We start from the raw sequence: 23,924 nt of genomic DNA, 5'->3' as shown, positions 1-23,924 counted from the left end.
GCCGGATCACCGGGAACCGGCGACGGCCCACTCGTACGTGCGATGGTGTTCCTTGGTGCCGGTGCGGATCAGCAGGTCGCGGCGGTCGCCGTACCGGGCCAGCAGGCCGGCGTGGCGCTCCGGCTCCAGCACCACGTCGCGTTCCGGAAGCAGGCTGCGCCGGGTGGCGGGGAGCAGGCCGGCGTACTCGTCGAAGCTCAGCTCGGCGCGGGCCGCGAGGTGCCCGGCGATGCCGGCGGCGCCGACGGCCCGGGCCGAACGAGCGTCGACCAGGCCGCTGAAGAACTCGGACGAGCATCCCGACCCGTACGAGAAAAGGCCGACCCGCGCCCCGGCCGAGACGTCGGCGTGGTCGACGAGGCTGGCCAGGGCCAGATAGACCGAGCCGGAGCACATGTTGCCCACCGCCGCCGGATAGACCAGCGACGGCGCCACCCGGCGCTCGAAGTCGTCAGTCGCCGCGGCCGGCAGCGTGCCGGCGAACTCGCGCATCATCTTGCGGTGCCCGGCCCGCACCATGCCGGCGAACGGGGTGTGCATGGCCAGCAGGTCGAACGTCGTGGCGTAGTCGGCGGTCTCCACCCGCGACCGGTAGTCGCGGAAGCTGTGGCTCAGACAGTCGAGATAGGCGTAGAGCGACCGGTCGGCGTCGGCGATGTCGAAGGTGGGGCCGGGCCGGGCCGAGTCCAGCGTCTCGTAGCTGTACAGCCCGAAGGCGCCCGGGTCGAGGGTGAGCACCTCGGGCCGGTCGCCGACGAGCAGGGCGACCGCGCCGTTGCCCATGGCCGGCTCGGCGTACGCGGCGTCCTCGTCGACCAGGGAGATGTCGGTGCCGATGACGAGCGCCTTGGCCCCCGGGGAGAAACCCGAGGCGATGTGCCCGGCGGCGAGTTGCAGCGCCCCGGTCGCGGCGTAGCAGGCCTGCTTGACCTCGAGCACCCGGCAGGCGCGGCTGAGCCCGAGGAACTCGTGCACGTACGAGGCCACGGACTTGCTCAGGTCGAGCCCGGACTCGGTGGAGGTGACCAGCAGCTCGATCCGGGACACCGTCTCCGGCCCCAGCCGGTCGAGCAGCGGGCGGGCCGCGTTCACCGCGTTGGTGACCGGGTCCTCGCACGGCAGCGCCACCGAGCGCTGCCGCATCATCAGGTTGTCCAGCCGGGCGGGGTCGAGCCCCCGCCCGGCGAACAGGGCGGGCACCGGGATCTGCGCGACCCCGCAGTACACGTTCATCGCCTCGACGCCGACCGGCGCGGTCATCGGCTGCTCCTCTCGCACAGGAAATCCACCATGGCCTCGACGTGGGGCAGGTCGGTGAAGCTGGACAGCGGCTCGTCGAGGCCGAGCCGGTCCAGCACGGCCACGATGATCTCGACGCGCTCCACCGAGTCGGCGCCGAGGTCGCGCAGGTGCCGGTCGCCGCCGATGAGCTCGACCGGCACGCCGGGAAGGACCTCGGCGACCGCGGCGACCAGGTGACCGGTCACGTCGGCCCGGGTCACAGCGGGCCGCCCGGCCGCATGCGCAGCGCCGCGATCGCCAGCGGGTCACCGCTGGCCCGGTCGGTCAGCGACACGTCGACGACCTCGTCCGGGCCGCTGCGCCGCAGAGCCAGCTCGACCCGCACCACCGCGTCCGCGTCGGCGTTGCCGAGGTAACAGATGCGCTGGTCGGTCACGACCCGGCGGGCGAACGACCGGTCGTCGCGGCCGAGCCGGCGCCACAGCCGCAGCAGGGCCCAGTCCACGATGGAGAAGTACGACGCGAAGTAGAGCAGGCCGACGCCGTTGAGGTCACGGCTCGCCTCGACCGGATAGTCGGCGGCGAAGCGCTCCGGCTCCCCCGGACCGGCCGGCGGGTCGTGATCGAACACGCCGGCGCGCCGGGCCCGCGTGTAGGCGAGCCGGGGCGGCCAGTCGGCCGGCAGCCGCGGCAGGTCGTCGGTGACGAAGTCGGCCGGTACGCCCCGGGCCAGCCCGCGGTTGCTGTCCGGCCGGCCGCGCACGATCCAGCGGTTGACGTTCACCGCGTACAGACACCCCTCGACGGGCTCGGTGAAGGGCTCGCCGGCCTCGACCGGACGGTCCGGCGCGCCGTCGTCGTAGCGGATCCGGTGCAGCGTCAGCACCGACTCGCTGGCCAGCCGGAAGACGCCGGACTCGACCCGCAGGCGGTCGCCGAACGTGACCCGCAGCGGGTGCAGCCGGTCGGTGCCGAGCAGGTGGAAGTAGTAGAAGGACAGATAGGTCGGCGCGCCGCCGGCCACCCGGGCGTCGTAGACGTTGGTGCCGCACGCGGCGCTCACCGCGTCCCAGGTCCAGTCGCCGATCGCGCCGAAGAAGAGCGCGTTCGGCCCGCACATGCCCGGTGTCACCAGCTCGGTGCGGGCCACCTGGCCGGGCGTACCGTCGACCAGCCGCAGGCCCGGGCGGGCGGCCAGCACCGTGGCGCTCATCGGTCGCCGCCCAGGAAGCCGGCGATCAGCTCGTTGACCCGGCCGGCGTGGGTGAGAGTGGGGAAATGGCCCGCGTCGGGCAGCTCGACGTAGCGCGCGTCGGGCACCGCGCCGTGCAACAGATGCGCGGTCTTCAACGGGATCACCGTGTCGTGCCGCCCCTGAATGATCAGGGTGGGCACGCTGACATCACCGAGCCGCGCCAGCAGGTCCGGCCGGGCCGCGAAGACGTCCAGATAGCGCAACCCGGTCTGCGGGTCCATGCTCTCGCAGCGCAGCAGCAGCCGCTCGATCTCGGCCCGCCGCGGCCCGACCGGCGAATCGGGCGCGCCGGCCAGCACGGCGTCGAGGTCCTCTCGCACCACCACCGAGAGCCGGTTGATCTCACCCACCCGATTACCGATCTTGTACGAGCTGCCGATCAGCGTCAGGGAGGCGACGTCCCGCGGGTAGCGCAGCACGTAGGCCAGGGCGTTGAGCCCGCCGAAGGACGCGCCGGCCACGTGCACCGGCCCGGCGCCGCCGAGCTCGTCGAGCACCCGGCGGACCAGCTGGGCCACGCCGTCCAGGGTCAGGTCGCCGGCGCCGGTCGACCGGCCCAGGCCGGGATGGTGCACGCTCACCACCCGGTAGCGGTCGGACAGCCCGGCGAACTGCTCCCGGAAGACACCGGCGCCGATGTTGAACGGGGGCATCAGCACAAGCGTCGGCCCGGCGCCGGCCACGAAAGCCTCGATCTGGCCGCCGTCCGGCGCCGGGACGGCCATCCGGCGTACGGCCGGGTTCGCCTCCTCGAGCACCGCGGCGTTGTCGTCGGCCGCACGGTGCTCCGCGCGCAGCGCCTCGGCCACGTCGTCCGGCACGGCGGCGGCCGGGTGGTAGACCTCCGTGGTCGGGTTGCCGGGCGGTGCGCCCACCGGCCGCGCCGACACGAGGTCTCCCGGCATGCCGCCCGAGGTCAGCAGCCGCGCCAGCCGGTCGCCGGCGTCCGCCGCCTCGTCGACGCCGAGGCCCAGCGGCACCGCGAAACGCACACAGCGCCGCAGCTCCGGGGTGTCGCCCAGGTGCGGGCCCCCGCGGATGCCGGTCTCGTCGAAGATCCAGGCCAGGTACGACGCCGTCGGGTGGGCCAGCCGATCGGCGCCCGGCAGCCGCGCCAGGTCGAGAAGGACGCAGTGGCCGCCGAACGGCTCCCGCACCGGCAGGCCGGCGTCGCGCAGCGCCCGGCCGAGCGCGGCCACGGCGGCCATCCGGGTGCGGACCAGGGCGGCGACCTCGTCGACGTCGTCCAGGGCCGCGGCGGCCACCTTGCGGGCGGCCAGCGGCAGGTCGCGCCCGCGGTCCGCCTGCTCGGCCCGGGCGGCCCGGGCCAGGTCCTCGTCGCGCGTGAACAGCAGGCCGCCCGCGGTGACCCCGAAGTCCTTGGGCAGGCTGATCGTCGCGGCGTCGGCCTGGGCCAGCAGCCGGCCGGCGGTCGCCCACAGGTCGTCCTCGGCGAGGAAAGCGGCGTTCTCCAGCAGGCGCGTGGCGTCGAGCACGAGCGGCACGCCACGTTCGCGGATCTCGGCCAGGGTCTCCAGCGCGACCGGCACGCCGCCGGCCGCGTTGGTGCTCAACTCGATCGCCACGAAGGCGACGTCGCCCGTCTCGCCGAGCCGGCCGGCCGGGTCGGCGCCCAGCGGCACCGGGGTGAAGCCGTGCTCCGCGAACGCCGAGAACCAGGTGGGGAACAGGCCGTTGTGCAACACCGTGCCGCGGCGGCCCGGCCAGGACCGGCACAGCAGCGCCTCGGCGGCGCGGCCCGAGCCGGTGAGCAGGCTCCGGCCGGGCGGCAGCCAGGCCGCCGTCACCTCGTCCCCGGCGCGGGCGGCGGCCAGGTCGGCCAGGCGGGCGGCGCGCTGCCGCACCGCTGGCCCGTCCAGCTCGGCCCACGAGTCGGTGAGCAGGTCGAGCGGGACGCGGTCGTGCGGGACGGCGAGCGGGTTGTACCCGTGCGCGGCCAGGACGGTGTTCCCGGCAGCCCTCTCCTCAGCTTCCTCGGTGGGCGGGCTCGCGATCATGAGAATGACGTCGGCCACCGGGGTGCGGTCGTCGCCGGCCGGCTGGCACAGGTAGATCGGCAGGTTCGTGGGGCGGAACTTGTTCTTGAACTGGAAGTTGCCCTCGCCGAAGATGTTCGCCGACCGCAGCTCGGCCAGGCCCCGCTCCACCTCCGGGGCGGCATTGGGCGACGAGGTGATCGCCACGCCGAAGCTGGCGCCGAAACTGAACATCTCGCAGCCCTCGGCGGCGAGCTTCTCCAGGATCCGCACGATCGCCGTCTCCAGCCCGCCGAGCCGGGCCCGACGCGGATAGAACTCCAGATCCAGCAGGAAGCCGTTCTCCGACGGGATGCGGGTGATGATGACGGCGTTCGCGAGCTCCTCGCCGGAATAGGTGAGGAAGAGCCGGTGCCGCTCGTCGAGGCGGCCGGCCCGGATCTCCTCGCGCACGATGTGGACGTACGGATTGACCATCGTCTTGTTCTCGGTCCAGCGGTCCAGCATCTCGGCGACGGCGCGGTCGACCTCGGGGTCGTCACCGGAGCGGCACTCCACGACGCGGCATGGCGCCTCCCTCTCGAAGTGCCGCACCATGTAGCGCAGCCGCGACATCCGGCCGCCGCTCAGCTTGAAACCCTGGATGTCCTCCAGCCGCTGCACCGCGCCGAACGGCGTGGCCGTGACCGGCTCACCGGCGATCGTCTCCAGATGCAGCATGGACAGGAAGTTCGGGCGCAGGCCGCGGGCGCGGGAGTAGCGCATGAGCTCGGCGGCCAGCTCCTCGAAATAGTCGGCCGGTCCGACGTAGCTCCACGCGAACAGCACGTCGTCGCGGATCGAGACGTGGAAGTAGCCGCGCCGGGCGCTGCCGAGAAGGGCGAGAGGGGCGATGTCACGGCCGGCGAGGCCACCCTCCTTGCCGTACGCGGCCTCCAGCTCACGGATGATCTCGGCGATCTCGGGATGGCCGGCGAGGGCGCGTTTGCGGACCACGATCGGCTCGCCATCAGCGGCGGTCGTGGCTGACGCCGGGACTGCACCGCCGGCCGGCCGCGCGGCGCTGAGCGGCGCGGCGGTGTTGGCCGGGGAACGGCCGGCCAGGTCGGCGGCGAGGAGCTCGATGCTCGGGTGGTCGAAGAGCAAGGTCTTGGGCAGGGGGCCGAAACGCCGCTCGAGCACGCTGATCATGCGAAGCATGTCGAACGAGGTGAATCCGGCGTCGGTGAAACCCAGGGCGGGCGGGAACGGTCGCCCGGTCAGCTCGGTGGCCAGCGCGACGAGATCGGCGGTGAGATCCTCGGTCGGCTCGGGGGCAGCGGGCTGGACTGTGGCCGCGCCGTCGACGAACTCGGCCAGGGACTCGACGGTGTCGTGCTCGTAGAGGTCGGGGCCCGTGAGGTCGACGCCGAGCGCGGTGTTCAGCTGGCGCACCAACTCCATCCGGAAGATCGAGTCGAGGCCGAGGTCGGCGAAGGGCTGGGTGGCGCTCAGATCGTCCGGCGAGGCACCGAGGATCTCCGCGAGCCGGTCCCGGATGATGCCGGCGGCCGCCTTCACGTTCCCGCTTCCGTTCCTGCTTCCGTTCGTGCTTTTGTTCGCCTGCCCGTTCGTCTGCATGGCGCCGGGCCCGTGTCCGTTCTCCCGCGTCGGGGCGGGACCGGGCTCGTGTCCGCTCCCTTGCGCCCGGACAGGGCCAGGCTCGCGCCCATTCCTTTGCGCCGGGACGGGGCCGGGCTCGTATCCATTCCCCTGCGCCGGGACGGGGTCGGCTGTCTCCGGGTCTGCGGTCACCCGGACCGGCTCGGTCCCCGCATCCGGACGGGCCGGAGCCAGCCGGACTCTCGGGCGGGCCGCCGCCGGCTCGAGTCGCTCGCGGGGCGAGGCCGGGACCGGGGTCGGGGTGGGTGTGGGAGTCGGCGGGAGGGGTGCGGCGTCCTGCATGGTCGCCTCCGGGTCGTCGGGACGGGGTGCGGGCGGCGGGTCGGCGAACCAGTGCGGTGTGGCCGCGAACGGGAAGCTGGGCAGGCCCGCGAGGCGGCGCATGCCGGCCGGCCAGCGGTCGGCCCACGCCACGGAACGGCCCCTCACCCAGCCGGCTGTCAGGTCGCCCGGCGCGGCGCCGGACGGCAGGGACGGGGCGTCCCGCTCGGCGACGGCCCGATGCACGCCGTCCGGTGCGGCGCCCTCGGCCACCGCGCGCAGGACGCGCACGGCCTCGTCGCGGTCGGCCGCCGCGAAGGCGAGACGGTGCCCGAGTGGCTGGCGGCCCACCTGCAAGGTGTACGCCGCCCGCGGGAACTGCTCCGCCGGCAGCCCGGCCAGGTGATCGGCCAGGCGTCCGGCGTACTCCACAAGGGCCACCTCGGCCGGAGCGGACAGCGGCACCACGTGCGGGCCGGCCGGACAGGGCTCGGCCGGGTCGTCCTCGACGGCCTCGAGGACGACGTGCGCGTTGGTGCCACCGAAGCCGAACGAGCTCACCCCCGCGCGCCGGACCGTCGTGCCGTCGCCGGCCGGGCGGCCGGCCCACGGCGTCAGCTCGCGGTTCAGCCGGAACGGGGTGCCGTCCAGCCGCAGATACGGGTTGGGCTGCTCCAGGTGGGCGATCGGCGGCAGCTGCCCGTGCCGCATGCAGAGCAGCACCTTGAGCACGCCCGCGATGCCCGCCGCCGGCTCCAGGTGCCCGATGTTGGCCTTGAGCGCGCCGAGGGCCACCCAGGGGCGGCCGTCCGGCGCCGGCGGGGCGCCGAGATCGGCGTACGCCCGCTTGAGCCCCTCGATCTCGATGGGGTCACCGAGCCGGGTGCCGGTGCCGTGCGTCTCGATGTAGGAGACGGTGGCCGGGTCGATGCCGCCGCTGCGGTGCGCCGCCTCGATCACCCGAGCCTGCGCCACCGGGTTCGGCGCGGTCAGCGAGGTGGCGTGGCCGCCGTGGTTGACCGCGCTGCCGCGGATCACCGCGTAGATGTGATCGCCGTCGGCCCGCGCTCGGTCGAGCGGCTTGAGCAGGACGGCGCCCACGCCCTCACCACGCACGTACCCGTCGGCGGCGCTGTCGAAGGTCTTGCAGCGGCCGTCCGCGCTGAGCATGCCGGACTTACCGAACGCCACGAAAAGGCCCGGGCTGAGCAGCACGTTCACGCCGCCGGCGACGGCCGCCTCGCACTCGCCGGTCTGCACGGCGCGTACGGCCCGGTGCAACGCCACCAGGGCGCTGGAACAGGCGGTGTCCACGGCCTCGCTCGGCCCGCGCAGGTCGAGCAGGTGCGAGACCCGGTTGGCGAGGATGCAGTGCGCGATGCCGCTGGCGGTATGGGCCTCGACCGGGACGCCGTGGTCGCGCAGCAAATCGTCGTAGTCGCACGCGGACACCCCGGCGAACAGGCCGGTCTCGGTGCCGGCGAGGTCGGCCGGGGCGTACCCGGCGTCCTCCACACAGCGCCAGACGGTCTGCAGGAAGAGCCGCTGCTGCGGGTCCATGAGGGCCGCCTCGCGCGGGGAGATGCCGAACAGGGCGGCGTCGAAACCGCGCACGTCGGCCAGGAAACCGCCTCGCGCCTGCGCGGTGGCCGGGTCGGCGCGCAGGTCGGCGCGGTCGGCCGGAACCGGCCCGACCAGGTCGGCGCCTTCGGCCAGGCGGCGCCAGAGCTCGTCGAGGTCGGGCGCGCTCGCGAGCATGCCGGCCATGCCGACCATCGCGACCGGCGTGGACACCCGAATATCGGCCGGCGCGCTCGGCTCCACCGGTGCCACCGGCTCGGCCGGTGTGGTGGCTTCCACCGGCTCGACCGGCTCGGCCAGCGCGGTCGGCTCGGCCAGTGCGGTCGGCTCGGCCGGTGCGGTCGGCTCGGCCGGTGCGGTCGGCTCGGCCGGTGCGGTCGGCTCGGCCGGGGTGGTCGGCTCCGGCGGCTCGGCGGAAGCGGTGGGTGCGTGCTCCTCGGCCAGCTGGGTGGCGAAGCGGCGCAGCGTGCCGCATTCGAACAGGATCGTCGGCAGCAGGTCGAGGCCGTACCGGTCGTTGACCTTGTTGACCAGCTCGGTGAGCGAGATCGAGTCGAAGCCGGCGTCCATGAGATCGGCGTCGAGGTCGACGTCCCGCTCCTCCACCAGCAGGAAACCGGCGGCTATCCGGCGCAGCTCGGCCTCGATGTCGCCGACGGGGACGGGCGCCGGGGCGGCCCGCGGCGGCACCGGCTTCGGGGCGGGCGCGGGTGCGGCCACGCTGTCGACCACGACGCACGGTTCGGCCGACGCGAGAGCCCGGTCGAACGCGCGAAGGCCGCTCGCGGTGTCCAGCGGCACGCTGCCGAACCTGCGGGCCAGCACCCGGCGGGTGGCGTCGTCGACCGACATGGCGCCCTCCGCCCACAGCGGCCAGCAGATCGACACCGTACGGCCGGAACCCCGCGCCTGCCTTGCCGCCGCGTATTCGTCGAGATAGGCATTGGCGTACGCGTAATCCGCCTGCCCCGCGTTGCCCATCCGCGCTGCGATCGACGAGAAGTAGACGACGAAATCCAGCCGGTCGTTCGCGGTGGCCTCATCGAGATGGACGGCGCCCAGCACCTTCGGCCCCAGCACCGCGGTCAGATCGCCGCGGTCCTTGCGGGTGACCAGAGCGTCCCGGTGCACCCCGGCGGCGTGCACGACGCCGTTCAGCGGCCCGTGGTCACGCCGGATCCCCTCGACCAGGGCGCGCACCTCGCCGGCGTCGGTGAGGTCGGCCTGCCGGTACTCCAGGCCGGCCACCTCGGCGCCGGCCCGGGGCGAACGCCCGGCCAGCACGACGGTCACCGGCGCCTGGGCCGCCAGGTGCACGGCCACCCGGCGGCCGAGAGCGCCGGCGCCACCGGTCACGAGATAGATGCCGCCCGGGCGTACGAGGGTCGACGCCGTCCCGGGCTCGAACGGCTGCAGTACCCGGCGCTCCCGGAACCCGCCGAGGTGCCGGACTTCGGCCACCCGGTCCTCGGCCGGTCCGGCCGCGGGCGTCCGGCCGAGCTCGTCGACCAGCCACCCCGCGACGGTCTCGGCATCCGCGTCGAGGCCCACGGTGACCGCGGCGGCACCGAACCGGGAATGCTCCAGCGCCAGGGTCCGCAGCGCAGCGGGCAGGGCCGATCCGGGGTGCACAGCGCCGTCCGCCGCGGCGTGCGGGGTCGATCCGGGGTGCGCGGCACCGTCCGCCATGGCGGGCAGGGCCGATCCGGAATGCACGACGCCGTCCGACGCGGCATAGCCGGTCACGACCCGCAGCGGGGCCATGTCCACAATGGCCGCGGCGGTCCACAGGACGGCGCCGAGCGACTCCTCGGGCCGGGCGTCCGGGGCGATCCAGTGGACGACGGCCTCGGGGTCCTCGTCCGCACGGACTACCTGGGCGCCCAGCGCGGCGACTCGGCGGGTGACCGCTTCGCCGATCGGGCCGTCGGCCAGGACGAGAACCCGGGCGGGCGGTGTTCCGGCCGGGCCCGCCGGTTCCGCCTGCCAGACCGGGCGCAGGAACTGGACGGCCGAGGGGACCTCCGGGCCCGTGGGCGCCACCCGCAGGCCGGTCATGGTCAGGACGACCCGCCCGGCGTCGTCGGCGAGCCACAGGTCGAAGCGCCGATCCGCGCCCGTCGTGGTTTCCCGGCCGTAGGCCCAGCAGGCGGGCGGCACGGGCGCGTAGCCGGTGACCGCGTCCACGCCGACCGGTAGGAACCGGGCACCGTCGGCGGCCAGGCAGGACAGCGCCTGCATGGCGCCGTCGATCAGCGCCGCGTCGAACGCCGCGCCGCCCACGTCGTCGGCATAGGCCGCATCGAACGCCGAGCCGGGCCGCGCCAGCCAGGCCAGCACGCTCGCCTCGCCGGTCCAGGCCTGGTGCAGAACCCGCAGCTCCGCGCCGTGTTCCAGCCCGGCGGATCGCATTCCGGCGTAGCACTGGGCCACGTCCACCGGACGCCGGCAGGCGGCCCGCCAGCCCGCGAGGTCTCCCTGGGGCGCCGGGCCGGCCGGCTCGCCCGAACGTCCCTCGGCGGCAACGGGCCCGTCGGGCGTCTCGCGCATCCGGAAGACGGCACCGCCGCCGGGCCCCGGCTCGACCGTGACGTGCACCCGTTCACCGGCCCGGTCAGGCCGGACCACCGACCGCCACCGCACGTCGGTGAGCCGCACCGGCCCGTCCGTCCCGCCGACGGCCGCCGCGGCGATCTGGAGCAGCGCGGCCGCGGAGGCCCGGCGTTCCCCGGCAACCCGGTGGTCGAGGGCGGCGGGCCCGGTCAAAGGCCACATCGCGCCCAGCCCTTCACGAGCCGAGCCGAAAGCAGGGGCCGGCGCGGGCTCGACGGGCACCGGACCGACCAGCGCGGGCGTGGCCGGCGCGGAAGAGGCCGGCGCGGAAGAGGCCGGCGCGAGCTCTGCGGGTGCAGGACCGGCCGACGCGGGCAGGGCTGGGGCGGATCCGGTGAGGGCTGAATCTGCCGCCTCTGAAGTGGCCGGTGTGGGATCGGGCAGCCAGAAGCGGCGGCGGTCGAAGGGGTAGGGCGGCAGCGGGACCCGGCGCGGCCGTGGGTTCGGCCACAGGCCGCGCCAGTCCACCGGGGCTCCGTCGACCCAGCGGCGGGCCGCCTCCGCGAGCTCGTGCTCCCCCGATTGCGGGGCGGGCCGGACGACCTCGTCGATGTCGGCGGTGGGAGCGGCGGTGCCGGTCACCACGCCGGGTTGGGACTCGCCGTCGGCCGCCGCCCGCAGCAGGGTCGCCAGCTCCTGGACGTCGGTGGCGAGCACGGCCAGCCGATGCGTCATCTCGGCCGGGCCTATCTGCGTCGTGTAGGCGAGGTCGCGCAGCGACAGCTCGGGGCGCTCGGCGACGTGCCGGGCCAGATCGCCCGCGCGGCGGCGCAGCTGATCGGCGCTTCGCGCGGACAGCAGCACCAGGCCGCCGGCCGGTGCCGGCTCGGCCGGGCCGGGCCGCGGTGGCCCGGAATGAGCGGTGAGCACCAGGTGCGCGTTGGCTCCGCCCGCACCGAACGAGCTGACCCCCGCCACCCGGCTTTCCTCGGGCCAGTCGGTCAGCTCGACCGGGAGGAACAGCGGCGAACCGGCGAGGTCGATCTTCGGGTTCGCGCGTTCGAGGTTGGCGCACGGTGCGATCCGCCCGTGCCGCATCTGCAGCAGCACCCGGGTGAGGCCCGCGATGCCGGCCGCCCCTTCGAGGTGGCCGATGTTGGCCTTCACCGAACCGACCGCGCACCGTTCCGGCGCCCCGGCCTCCCGCAGGGCCCGGCTCAGCGCCGCCACCTCGATCGGATCGCCCAGCGACGTCCCGGTGCCGTGCGCCTCCACGTAGCCCAGGCGCCGCGGGTCCACCCCGGACCGGCGCAGCGCCTCCACCACCAGCTCGGCCTGGGCGTTGGGGTTGGGGACGGTGTAACCGGCCGTACGCCCGCCGGCGTTGACGTGGCTGCCGCGCAGCACCGCCCACACCTCGTCGCCGTCGGCCAGCGCGTCGGCGAGTGGCTTGAGCAGCACCGCGCCCACGCCCTCGCCGGGGACGAAGCCGTCGGCCCGCTCGTCGAACACCTTGCAGGCGCCGTCGGCCGAGAGCATGTTCAGCGCGCTCAGCGAAACCAGGTGGGCCGGGTGCAGAACCAGGTTGACGCCGCCGGCGATGGCCATGCGGCATTCCCCGCGGCGCAGGCTCTCGGCCGCGAGATGCACGGCGGTCAGCGACGACGAGCAGGCCGAGTCCACGGCCAGGCTGGGGCCACGCAGATCCAGGGTGTACGAGACCCGGTTGGCCACGGACCAGCGCGAGGAGTTGCCGTCGGTGAAGCGGCCGGCCGGCCAGCCGGTGGCGGCCGCGATGCGCCCGTACGAGTCGTACATCGTGCCCGCGAAGACGCCCGTGGCCGGCTCGCGGCGGTGCGGGCCGAGATATCCGGCGTCCTCCAGCAGCGTCCAGCAGGTCTCGAGGAAGAGCCGTTCCTGCGGATCGATGGCCGCCGCGTCGCGGGGCAGGATCGAGAAGAAGGACGGGTCGAACTGGTCGACCCCGTCGAGGAAGGCGCCCCACCGCCCGTAGGTGCGCCCCGGCCGGCCGCGCCGCGGGTCGAAGTGCTCGCGCCAGTCCCACCGCTCGGCCGGGACCTCGGTGACGCCGCTCGCCCCGGCGGCCAGCTCGGCCCAGAACCCGTCCAGGTCGGCCGCGCCCGGATAACGCCCGGCGACTCCGATGACGGCGATCCCGTCCTCCTCGACCGGTTCGGGCCTGGCCGCCACCGGCTCCGTCCGGGTCACCACCGGCGCGGACTCGGCCGGGGCAGCCTGCGCGTTCGGGTTCGGCGGGTTCAGGGTCGCGGCGAGGCGCTCGCGGCGAGTGGCCGTCAGATGGGTGGCGAGTTCCTCGATCGTCTGGTGCTCGAACAGCAGGGTCGCCGGCAGATCGCCGAGGTCGCGGGCCAGCCGGTCGATGATGGACAGGCTGACCAGCGAGTCCACGCCGAAGGTGTCGAACGTCGCCCGCGGGTCGAGCGCGGCGTCGCGGAACTTGAGGACCTCGGCGAAGACCCCCGCGACGTAGCGGCGGACGTCGCGCGGCTCCGGCGCCGCCGCCTCCGCCTCCGGCGTGACCGGGCGGCGAGCGACGAGGACGCACTGGTGGAGCTGGTCCGGCGCCAGATCCGGTACGCCGAGGACCGCGCCGACGGCGAGACCGGACTGCTCGAGTGTCGAGCGCCATCCGGCCGGGCTCACCAGCGGGGCGTGCGGCAGCCGCCGGTCGCCGTCCTGGAAGCGCCACCATCCGCTGGTCAAGCCGAACGTGAGGGTGAGGAAGTCGGAGCGGCGGGTGACCTCGTTGACCAGGAGCACGCCGCCCGGGCGCAGCAGCGACCGGGCGTGCCGGAGGGTGGCCCGCAGGTCCGCCGTGGCGTGCAGCACGTTGGTCGCCAGCACCACGTCGAACTCGCCGGCGGGCAGGCCCTGCGCGGTGGGATCGCGCTCCACGTCGAAGACGGCCGTGTCGAGCGCCGGGTACCAGCCGAACGTCTCGGCGCCGTGCCGCACGAACGCCGGCGACACGTCGGTGTAGGTGAACGCCGGCGGCGGCTCCAGGTCGGCGCACGCTCGCAGCACGAACCCGGTGCTGGATCCGGTGCCGGCGCCGATCTCCAGGATCCGGGCGGGCCGTCCGGCCGCGCGGGCGGCCGCCACCACCTCGCCGGCGAGCAGCCGGTGGTGGAAGTCGGCGCCCGGGTCGCCGCGGTAGATACCGGCGAGCTGGTCGGCCGAACCGCCCGGGAAGAGCACCTCGACGCCCTGCCGGGCGCCGGTGAGGACGTCCGGGAGGGCGTCCACGCATCGGCGCAGCAGGTCCTGGTGCGGCGCCAGTTCCGGGCCGGGCCCGGACCCCGTGGCGGGACGGCTCAGCATCTCGAGGACGGCGCCGAACAACCGGCGCTGCTGCGGCGCCACCCCGACCCGGTCGGCGAGGACCTCGGCCGGTACGTCCTCCCCCGGCGCCGGCATGCCCGGCAGGGCCCGCATCCGGTCGGCCAGCAGACGGCGACCCAGCTCGTCCAGGCGAAGATAGTCGGCCATCGCCCGGCGTACACCGGACTCGGGCGAGGCGACGCCGAGCCGGCGCAAACCCTCTGGATTCCCGCGTACGACGAGTGCTTGCGGCAGCCGGGCGGCCAGGATCCGTTCCAGCGCGGCCATCCCGTCGTCCGGCCCGATCGGCTCGATGCCCAGCTCGGCGAACCGGGCCCGGTGCTCCGGCGTGCTGACCGCGCCGACCGTGTCCCAGAAGCCCCAGTTGACCACCGTGACGGGCAGCCCCTCCGCACGCAACGCGAGGCCCAAGGCGTCCTCCGCCGCGGTGGCCGCGGCGTAGGCGCCCTGCCCCGGCGCGGGGGCGAAGGCGAGCGCGCTGGAGAACAGAGCGAGGAAGTCGAGCTGTTCGCCGCGCACCGCCTCGGCCAGGGCCAGCACACCGGCCACCTTGGGCGCCAGCGTCTCGGTGAGCTCCTCGTCGGTCAGCCCGGCGACGACGCGGTCGCGCAGCACCAGCGCCGAATGCACCACCCCGTGCGGCGGGCCGAACCGGTCGCGCGCCGTCCGCAGCGCGGCGCGCAGGGCCGCGGGGTCGGCGACGTCCGCGGTCAGATAGAGGACTTCTCCGCCGAGGGCCGCGACCTCGGCTGCGGCCGACCGGATCTCCGCGTCCATCCGGCGGCGCCCCAGCCAGACCAGGCGAGCGGCACAGTGCTGGGCCAGTCGGCGGCTGAGCGTCAGCCCGAGGCCGCCGGCGCCGCCGACGATCACGTACGTTCCCCCGGTGCGCAACGGCGACGGCCGGTCCGGCAGCGACGGGGCGGGCGTCAATCGGCGTACGAGGCGGTGGCCGTCGCGCCGTACGACAACGCCAGGTCCTTCCGCGGCGACGGCCCGGGCGGCGTCGTCGTCCGAGGCGGCGCCGATGTCGACGCAGGAAACCCTCCACAGTGGGCGCTCCGCCGCGACGGCGCTGGCGAGACCGGTCAGACCGGCGGTCGCGGCCGCGGCCCGGGGGTCGGCGCCCGGGCCGATGGCGCGGCGAAGCACCACGGTGAGGGCCAGCTCGCGCCGGTCGAGCGCCCGGAGGGTGCGCAGGAACGAGACGGCGGGCTCGTGCGGCTCGTCCGCGGCGCTGTCGGCCACGACGTAGACCCGGTCGAAGGGCCGCTCGGGGTCGGTGGCCAGAACCGCCGCGTCGCGGGGCGCGATGAGCATCGTCTGGACGGCCCCGTGGGCGCGCAGCAGGGCGTGCGCGAACGGGTCGGCGGGGTCGGCCACCACGGCCACCCGTTCGGCCGGCGCCGGTTCGGCGGCCGGGGCGGCTTCGCCCCATTCCGGGACGTACAGCATGTCGCCGAGGTCGGGTCCGGCGGGCCGGGAGGCCGGGCGGAGCGTGAGGCCGGCGATCGCCGCGCAGGGCCGGCCGTCGGCGGCGGCCAGGAGCACGGTGAGGCGTCCCGTCCCGTCGTCGACGACGTGGCTGTGCCGGACATCTGTGGCCGGGCGCCACATCCGTACCTCGTCGGCCACGAACGGCAGCAGCGGGCCGTCCGCGCTGCCCGTGACCAGCGGCAGGGCGGCCTGCACGGCGACGTCCAGCGTGGCCGCGGTGTCGGCGGTTCCGCCATCGCCCAGCTCGCCCAGCGCCTCGCCCGCCGACCACCGCACCGCCGCCAGGCCCCGGAACCGGCCCTGGTAGTCGACGCCGCCGGCGGCGAACTCCGCGTAGAGGTCGTCGGCCTGTCGTTCCTGCGGACATCGCTGTGACACGGCCGCCGGGTCGAGCGGCTCCGGCTCGGGGCGGCCCGGGACGGCCGTGGCCCGCGCGTAGTCACCGCCGTCATCACCCAAGGCGAGCGCGAGTCCGTCGGCCGTGGGGGTCGCCGTCAGCCGCATCTCCAGCGGTTCGGTGACCAGGGCCGGGCGCGTCCACCGCACCGACCGCAGCGTGACCGGAGCGGGCAGGCCCGCGTCCCGCGCCGCGGTCAGGAAGAGCTCGAGGGCCGCGGCACCCGGCAGCATCGGCCGTCCAGCGACGGTGTGCCCGGCCAGCAGTGTGTCGTCCGGAGTCACGACGATCCGCCGCATCAGTAGCCCCGGTCCCGCGTCGTCCTCTGCCCGCGGCGGCTCGGAGGACTCGCGGGCGGGGGTTGGCCAGTGGCGGTCGCCGGCGAACGGATAGCCGGGCAGGGGCACGCGGCGGGCACGGCCGGCATCGTGAAGCTCCGGCCAGTTCACGTCCCGCCCCGCCGTGTACGCGGCGGCCAGCCGTTCCAGCGCCTCTCGGCGGACGTCGCCGTCACCGGCGTCCCGGGCGAGCCGCACGTCGGCGGCCGGATCGCCGGAGCCGGCCGCGCCGTCAGCCACCGCGCCGTCAGCCACCGCGTCGCCTCCCATCACCTCGGCGGCCACCGCGCTGTTGGCCAGGGCGCTGTCGGGCAGGGACGCGGCGGCGGCCCGCAGGCCGGCCCGCAGCTCGTCGTGGTCGGCTGCCACCACGGCACGCCGGATCGTCAGGTGTGGGCGGCCGACGGCGAGTGTGTAGGCGATGTCGGTCAGTGACAGGTCGGCGGTCACCGCCGTTTCCAGCTCGACGAGCCGGCGGCGCAGGTCCCGGTCGGTGCGGGCGGAGACCGGTACGAGCACCGGCGCCGCTTCCGCCGATCGGGGCCGCGGCGGGCGGGCCGGTGGCTCGGAAACCACCACGTGGCAGTTGGTGCCGCTGAAGCCGAAGCTGCTGACCGCCGCGGTGCGCCGGCCGGACGGCCCGGGTCGCCACGGGGTCAGTTCCCGCACGACCGCGAAGGGGGTGGCGTCGAGGTCGAGGCGGGCGTTCGGGACGTCGAAGCCGGCCGACGGTGGCAGTTGGCGGTGGCGCAGCGCCAGCAGCACCTTGAGCAGCCCGGCGATGCCGGCCGCCATGGTGGTGTGCCCGATGTTGCCCTTGACCGAGCCGAGCAGGCACGGTCGCCGCCCGGCCGGGCCGAAGACCTCGGCCAGCGCCTTCACCTCGATCGGATCGCCGAGCTCGGTGCCCGTACCGTGGGTCTCGACGTAGTCGATGTCGTCCGGCCGCAGGCCGGCCCGGGCGTGGACGCGGGAGATCAGCTCGGCCTGGGAGGTGGCGCTGGGCGCGGTGATCCCGTTGGTCCGGCCGTCACCGTTGGTCCCGCAGGCCCGGATCACCCCGTGGATGTGGTCGCCGTCGGCGAGCGCCCGCTCCAGCGGTTTGAGCACCACCACCCCGGCGCCCTCGCCCAGGACTATCCCGTCGGCCCGGTCGTCGAAGGGCCGACATCGCCCGGTCGGCGACAGCATGCCGGTACGGCTGGTCCACACCTGCATCTTCGGTGTGGACATCACGGCGACGCCGCCGGCCAGCGCGATGTCGCAGTCGCCGCGAGCCAGCGCGGCCGTGGCCAGGTCGACCGCCACCAGCGACGACGAGCAGGCCGTGTCCACCGCCACCGCCGGGCCGGAAAGGTCGAGCAGGTACGAGATCCGGGCCGCGAGGATCGACGGCGAGTTACCGAGGAAGGCCTGCCCGGTGTCGCCGAGCCCGGCTTCGGCCAGCAGATCCTGATAGTCGCCGGCGCCGCAGCCGACGAAGACACCACAGGAGCGCGGCCGCGCGGCGCCCGCGTAGCCGGCGTCCTCCAGCGCCCGCCAGGCCTCCTCGAGGAAGAGCCGTTGCTGGGGATCCATCGCCTCGGCGTCGAGGGGCGACAGCCGGAAGAAGGCCGCGTCGAAGGTCGCCACGTCCGGCAGCAGGGCCGCCCAGCGGGAGTACGTTTTACCCGCCGCGCGACGATCGGCGTCGAAGTACGGCTCCAGGTCCCACCGCTCCGGAGGCACCTCACCGATGTCACAGCGCCCGGCCGCGAGGTTGGCCCACAGCGCGTTCAGGTCGGCGGCGCCGGGAAACCGCCCGGCCATGCCGATCACCGCCACCTCGGCGCCCAGCCGCCTCTCCGCGCGGTGATCATCCACATCGGCGGAAGTGGCGCCCTCGACCCCGACAGGCGAAGCGGCTGGCTCGGCCCCGACGGGGGCCTCAGCGCGTGCTTGCGGCACGCGGGTGGGACCCAGCGGCGCCAGACCGACCTGCCCCGGCGCAAGCCCGACCTGCGCCACGGCCGCGTCCTCCGCCGATTCGGCCGGCGAAGCGGCGAGCGAATCGGCCGGCGAATCGGCCGGCGAATCGGCGGGCTCGTCCGGCGCTGTGGTCGGCTCGCGTCGCCGGGACACCGCCGGACGGACGGCCGAGGCATGCAGGGAGGCCGACCGGGTCAGGGCCGCGACCACGGCCGCCGCCAGGGCCGGCACGGTCGGGTGGTCGTAGACCGCCACGGAGTCCAGGTCGGTGCCGAAACGGCGGTTGACCTGTCCCACCACCTCGACCGCGCTCACCGAGTCGAGGCCCAGATCGGCGAAGGTGGCCGACGGCGAGATCTCGTGCCGGTCCAGGTAGAGCACCCCGCCCACGATCTCCTCGATCGCCGCCGCCACCTCCTTCTCGTCCGCCGCGGCGGCGACCTCGGTGACTTCGGGCTCGACCGGTGCGCTCGGACGGGCCGTCACGACGGCCCGCTCGGGCTGCGGGGCCGGCCCTTCGCCCCGGCGGGCGAAGTAGTCCTGGACCAGCTTCTCCGCCTCCGGGCCGAGCACCTTCTGATGCATCGCCAGCTCCCGCCCGATCACCTCGGGCAGACGGTCGAGGACCCGCCCGGCCAGATCGGCCTTGAGCGCCCGCACCGCCTCGGCCGGCTTCCCGGCGGCCGCGCGGGCCAGGTCGAGGGCGGTGCGCAACACATCGTCGCCCGCCACGACGTTCACGTCGGCACCCCGGCGGGCCAGCTCCTCGCCCCGCATGGGCCGCCCGGTGAGCATCAGCTCGGCCGCGGCGGCCGCGCCGAACCGGCGTTCCAGGATGTACGTCGCGCCGAGGCCCGGTGTGAACCCGTACGTGAGGAAGTTGGCGCGGTATTCGGCTTCGCGGGCGAGGACGACGATGTCGGCGTAGAGCCCGAACGCCAGCCCACCACCGGCCGCGTGCCCCTGCAGGGCGCTGACCACCGGCTGCCGGCATCGCAACAGTCCCTCGTAGAGGAACGGAACGTCGGAGAACTGCCCGTCCCCGGCCGCGAGCGTGCTCAGTGCCTCGGCGGTGCCGCCCATGCTGAAGACGGAACCGGCGCCGGTGAGCACCACGGCACGGACGTCGTCGTCCGCCGCGACCTCGTCGAAGGTCTCCCGCAGCGCCGCGAGCAACCCGCTGGTGAAAGTCGGAGCCCGCATGGTGACCAGCAGCAGCCCGCCGTCGAGCCGCCGCACCTCCAGCTCCGGCCCGTCCGGCGCGGAGACGTCCGGCGCGGAGACGTCTGGCGCGGAAACAGCCGGCGCGGAAATAGCCGGCGCGAACGTCGACCGGCCGCGCCCGAGCCAGATCGGCTCCTCCCGGAACGGGTACCCGGGCAGGGGCACCCGCCGGGGCCGCCCGGCGCCCGCCGGATGGCACGCCGCCCACGGCACGTCCACTCCGGCGCTCCACGCCGCGCCCACCTCGGCCAGCCGCCCCTCCCGGAACGCCACGGCACACTCGTCCGGGGACAGAACCGGCTCGCCCTGTACCGCCGGCACGCCGCCCTCGGCGTACCCGGTCAACTGCTCCGTCAGCTCCTCGGCCGTCTCGGCCACGAAGGCGATTCGGTGCTCCATCGACGTACGCCCGGTCTGAAGCGTGTAGGCGATGTCGGCCAGCCTCGCATCGCCGCCACCGGCCTTCGCGACCGCCTCCGCCACCGTGTCGCCCGGTTCCGCGCCGGGCGCCAGGGCCCACAGCTCGCCCGGATCCAGGCCGAGGTCGCCGAGCAGATCCTCCGCGTTCAAAGCGGCCACCGGCACGCCGAGCCGTCCGGCCAGACGCTCCGCCACCGGCCCGCCGACCTCGGTCGCCGGTGCGGCGTGGTCCCGCAGGTGACGGGACAACCTCCGGGCGTACGACCGCAAGGTCTCCTCGTCCCGTGCGGAGAGCACGAAGAGCCATGGCCCGCGACCGCTCGTCGCCGGCCTCTCGTCCTCGAACTCCTCCACCAGGACGTGGGCGTTGGTTCCGCCCGCCCCGAACGCGCTCACCCCGGCCCGCCGTGGCGCCCCCGCCCTCCGTTCCCACGGCACGGCGGTCTGCGGCACCGCGAAGGCACCGTCGCCGAAGTCGATGTGCGGGTTCGGCTCGGCCGAGTGCAGCGACGGCACGATCGTGCGGTGGCGCAGCTGCAACAGCACCTTGGTGAGCCCGGCGATGCCGGCGGCGCTCTCCAGGTGGCCGATGTTCGTCTTGACCGAGCCGATCAGGCACGGTTCGCCGTCCCGTCCACCACCGAGGACCCGGCGCAACCCGTCCACCTCGATGGGGTCACCGAGCGAGGTGCCCGTGCCGTGCGCCTCCACATATCCGACGGTCGCGGGATCCCACCCGGCCTGCCGGACGGCGCTCGCGATCACCGCGGCCTGCGACGCCGGGTCCGGCACGACGACGCCTCCGGTGCGGCCACCGTGGTTCACCGCGGTCGCGCGGATGACCCCGTACACGTGGTCGCCGTCCCGCATCGCTCGGCTGAGCGGCTTCAGCAGCACCGCGCCCACGCCCTCGCCCGGCACGTAGCCGGATCCGTCGCGGCCGAAGGCCCGGCACCGGCCGTCGGTGGACAGCCAGCGGCCCTGGGCCAGTTGCAGGTATTTCTGCGGGTGCAGGGTGGCGTTGACGCCACCGGCCAGGGCCATGCCGCACTCGCCCGACTGGAGGCTGCGCACGGCCAGGTGCAGCGCGGTGAGCGACGACGAGCAGGCGGTGTCCATGGCGATGCTCGGGCCGGTCAGGTCGAGCGTGTACGAGACCCGATTGGCGACCGCCGCGTGCAGGGCGGTGGGTGCGACACCGCCGTCGGCCTCGGCCAGCATCTGGTAGTGGTTCCACATCACGCCGGCGAAGACGCCGACGGTCTCGCCGCGCAGCGTGCCCGGCGGATAGCCGGCGTCCTCCAGCGCGTGCCAACAGGTCATCAGGAACAGCCGTTCCTGGGGGTCCATCCGTTCGGCCTCGCGGCGGGAGATGCCGAAGAAGATCGGGTCGAAGTGGTCGACGCCGTCGAGGAACCCACCCCATTTGCCGTACGTACGCCCGGCCCGGCCCGGCTCCGGGTCGTACACCGCCTCGTGGTCCCAGCGCTCCGCCGGAACCTCGACGATGGAGTCGCGGCCTTGCACCAGGTTGCGCCACAACACGTCCAGCCCATCGGCTTGCGGATATCGCCCGGCCAGCCCGATCACGGCGATCGCCTCCGGTTCCCGGACCACCGCCGGCTGGGCCGGCACGGGCGGCAACAGGCTCTCCAAGGCGCCGCCCCGGCCATGCAGAATCACCATTCGGGGGTACGCCGGTGGCAGCAGCCGTTCGAGCAGGGCCAGCCCTTCCGCCGTGGGCAACGGCGTCCGGCCGCTCTCCCGCTCGCCGCGCTCGATGACGTCGGCCGGCGCCCGCATCCCACCCTCGGCCCAGTAGGGCCACCCGATCGCGAGGCTGACCCCCGGCCGGTCGGCGCGGGCGGCCCGGCGTTCCATCGCGGCCTCGGCGTAGGCATTGGCCGCCGCGTAGTCGCACTGTCCCGGGTTGGCCACGGCGGCCGACTGGGACGAGAAGACCACGAAGAAGTCCAGGCCGTCGCCCGCGGTCGCCTCGTCGAGATGGTCGGCGCCCAGCGCCTTCGGTCCCAGCACGGCGGCGAAGTCGTCGGCGGGCTTCCGGAAGTAAAGACCGTCCCGGCGTACGCCCGCGCAGTGCAGCACCCCGTCCAACCGCCCGAACTTCGCCCGGGCCGCCTCGGCCGCACGATCGGCGCCGGCCCGGGTGGCCACGTCGGCGCGGACGTAACCGACCCCGGAGCCGAGACCCAGCAGACGCTCGACCTCCTCAGCCTCGGCGGGCCGGCGGCCGGCGACCATCACGCGGGCGCCGAGCCGGGCGAGATGCTCCACGAGCCGCCCGCCGATCCCCCCGGCGCCGCCGGTGACGAGGTAGGCGGCGTCGCGCCGGAGCAGCGCCCCCGGACGGTCGGCGAGGGCCGCGGGCTCCCACCGGCGTACGAGGCGATGGCCGTCCACGTGGCGTACCTCGGCCTCGTCCGAGTCGTCCGCCGCCGCCTCGGCGGCCGGCAGCCCCGTGACGACCCGGCAGCGCAGCGCCGGCGTCTCCGCCGTCATGGTCCGGGCCAGCGCGCCCAGCGCCGCTCGCACCGGGTCGATGCCCCGCTCGTCGCAGACCGCGGTGAGGCGCGCCGGCGCCGCCGAGGGCCGTCCGCCGAGCACCACCGCGACTGTCCACAGTGCCCGGCAGGCGGTCGTCACGTCGGTACCGGCCGGGATGCGGACCGCGACGTCCGTGACCGCGGCGTCGCCGGCCATGGCCGCGACGGCCGCCCGGTCGGCCAGGTCCGTACCGTCACCGCCCACGGTCAGCGTGATCAGCCCGGCCGCCGGCCGCCGGGGGCCCGCGTCGTCGGCGATCCACCGATCCGTCATGCCGACCGTCCGGGTGGGCGACTGCGCCGCCGGGGGCTCCGCCGCCGGAAGGGCGGGCTCGTCCCGGGCCGGGTGCTCTTCCTGAGACGAGGGCTCGGCCGGAGGCGCGGGCTCGGCCTCAGGGGTGGAGCCGGTGAGGTCGATCGGATAGTTCGCGGCCAGGAAGCTCGCCAGGGCGTCGATGGTGCTGTGCTCGAACAGCAGCGTGGGATAGAGCGGACGCCCGGTCAGGGTCTCCAGGTCACGGCCCAGGCGGAGCAGGGCCAGCGAGTCCAGGCCGATCTCGTAGAAGCCGGCGTCGGTGCGGATCTCGTCGGCGGGCCGGTCGAGCAGGGCGCCGACGGCCGTGCGGAGCCGCGCCACCAGGTCGGCGCCGGCGCCGGCGCCGGCGCCGGCCGAGCGTACCGCCCCGTTGTGCGCGGCCGGCGCGGTGACCGGCGGTGTGGACGCGTCGGCGAGCAGGCGGGTGATGAGCTCGGGATGGCGGATGCGCTTGCACGTGATGCCGGTGAAGCCGGCCAGGAACCGGCCGTCCGCGTCGTAGATGCCGTAGTCGCTGGTGATCACGTCGCCGGAGGGTGCGAGCACCTCCGGCCTCGGCACGTGGACATAGCAGGCGCCGGTGAGCGGCCGGGGAGCCCGGAACTCACGGACGAACATCGGTATGAAGGGGTGCTCGCCGGAGGGCGTGGTCAGGCCGAAGCCGGCCAGGGTGGACGCGTCGAGCTTGGCCGGATGAAGGTGGAAGGCGGCGTCGTGGCCGTCGCCGGGCGCCTCCAGGCTCAGCTCGGCCAGCAGGTAGCCGGCGCCGTGATGCAGCGGCCCGGCGCAGCGCATGGGTGGGCCGTGCACGATGTGCTCGCGCCGGGCCCGCTCGTAGAGATCGGCGAAGGAACCGACCCGCTCCGCCCCGGCCCGCAGCGCGCCGAGGTCGATCGGGTCCGGTTCCGGGGTGTCGCGGTAGGTCAGCTCGGCCGTGACGTTCTCGTGCCAGTCCGACACCGGCTCGCCGTTGCGGAGCCAGCGGCTCGCCGCGGTGACCGGCGCCGCGCCGTCCACCGGATCGCCGATCGTCACCCGGATCTCCCGGTCGTGGCCGTCCACGATGGCGACGGCCTCCGCGAACAGCACGTCGCGGACCACCGCGCGGGTGTGGTCCAGCCCCGCGGCGCGCAGCATCCGGAAGACGATGTCCAGGAAGGTGACACCCGGCAGCACCGGCACGTCATGCACCCGGTGGTGGCGCATGATGAAGTCGTCGCTGGTGAGAACGGCACGGGAAACGAGTTCGGCCATCGGTTTTCAGG

Annotated in this window: 4 protein-coding genes; all 4 read right to left on the bottom strand. The window is 74.9% G+C overall.

Features of this window, described 5'->3' with window-relative positions; all coding sequences use genetic code 11:
* Nucleotides 1-6: 6 nt before the first annotated feature.
* The 4 genes from CRP55_RS07625 to CRP55_RS07610 are packed head-to-tail and all read right to left on the bottom strand — an operon-like array spanning nt 7 to nt 23,913.
* Nucleotides 7-1,260: a hydroxymethylglutaryl-CoA synthase family protein gene (locus tag CRP55_RS07625; RefSeq protein ID WP_097318960.1), complete on the bottom strand. Its 1,254-nt coding sequence runs from the start codon at nt 1,258-1,260 to the stop codon at nt 7-9.
* Nucleotides 1,257-1,502 (bottom strand): acyl carrier protein, encoded by a 246-nt coding sequence (locus tag CRP55_RS07620; RefSeq protein ID WP_097318959.1) that lies wholly within the window; start codon nt 1,500-1,502, stop codon nt 1,257-1,259. Before CRP55_RS07620 ends, CRP55_RS07625 begins: the two co-directional genes overlap by 4 nt.
* Nucleotides 1,499-2,455 carry an LnmK family bifunctional acyltransferase/decarboxylase gene (locus CRP55_RS07615; RefSeq protein WP_097318958.1) on the bottom strand — a complete coding sequence of 319 codons (957 nt, stop codon included), beginning with the start codon at nt 2,453-2,455 and terminating at the stop codon, nt 1,499-1,501. Before CRP55_RS07615 ends, CRP55_RS07620 begins: the two co-directional genes overlap by 4 nt.
* Nucleotides 2,452-23,913, bottom strand: coding sequence for an SDR family NAD(P)-dependent oxidoreductase (locus CRP55_RS07610; protein WP_097318957.1), 21,462 nt, complete (start codon nt 23,911-23,913; stop codon nt 2,452-2,454). Before CRP55_RS07610 ends, CRP55_RS07615 begins: the two co-directional genes overlap by 4 nt.
* Nucleotides 23,914-23,924: the final 11 nt, after the last annotated feature.

This window comes from Paractinoplanes atraurantiacus (assembly GCF_900215205.1).
Lineage (GTDB): Bacteria > Actinomycetota > Actinomycetes > Mycobacteriales > Micromonosporaceae > Actinoplanes > Actinoplanes atraurantiacus.
This window is presented reverse-complemented; position numbering and strand designations above follow the sequence as displayed.

Bases quoted from the DNA above. Each gene is read 5' to 3' on its own strand.
- CRP55_RS07625 (WP_097318960.1), bottom strand. From the start codon at position 1,260: ATGACCGCGCCGGTCGGCGTCGAGGCGATGAACGTGTACTGCGGGGTC.
- CRP55_RS07615 (WP_097318958.1), bottom strand. From the start codon at position 2,455: ATGAGCGCCACGGTGCTGGCCGCCCGCCCGGGCCTGCGGCTGGTCGAC.
- CRP55_RS07610 (WP_097318957.1), bottom strand. From the start codon at position 23,913: ATGGCCGAACTCGTTTCCCGTGCCGTTCTCACCAGCGACGACTTCATC.